This is a genomic window from Nocardia glycosmidis (genome assembly GCF_052545115.1).
On sequence record NZ_JBQWRH010000062.1, the window covers coordinates 1 to 388 of the forward strand.

General features: G+C 65.5%; 1 protein-coding gene. It reads right to left on the minus strand.

The window, feature by feature from the left end:
• Nucleotides 1-388, minus strand: a 388-nt coding sequence (locus ACT86A_RS27490) for a transposase (RefSeq protein WP_445095131.1), incomplete at both ends; no start/stop codon positions are given.

A 388-nucleotide genomic window follows, 5' to 3' on the forward strand; every position in this document is an offset into this window, starting at 1 on the left:
GCCGTCCGTGCCGCGGCGGCGTTGACGGCGGTGTAGATCGGTTTCACATCCCGGCGCAACGCGTCCCAGTCCTGACGGCCCGCCAGCCGGAACGTATTCCGGATCAGATGGATGATGCAGGTCTGGACCGTGGCCAGCGGCCAGACGTTGCCGACGGCGTCGGGCAGGCCTTTCAACCCGTCGCAGACCAGGAAGAACACATCCTTGACCCCGCGGTTGCGGATGTCGGTGAGCACGCTGAGCCAGAACTTCGCGCCTTCACCACCGGTGCCGGCCCACAGTCCGAGGATGTCCTTCTCGCCGTTGACGGTGACACCGATCGCGGCATAGATCGGCCGGTTGGCGACCTGACCATCCCTGACCTTGGGTCTGGCGCAGACTTCGTGAT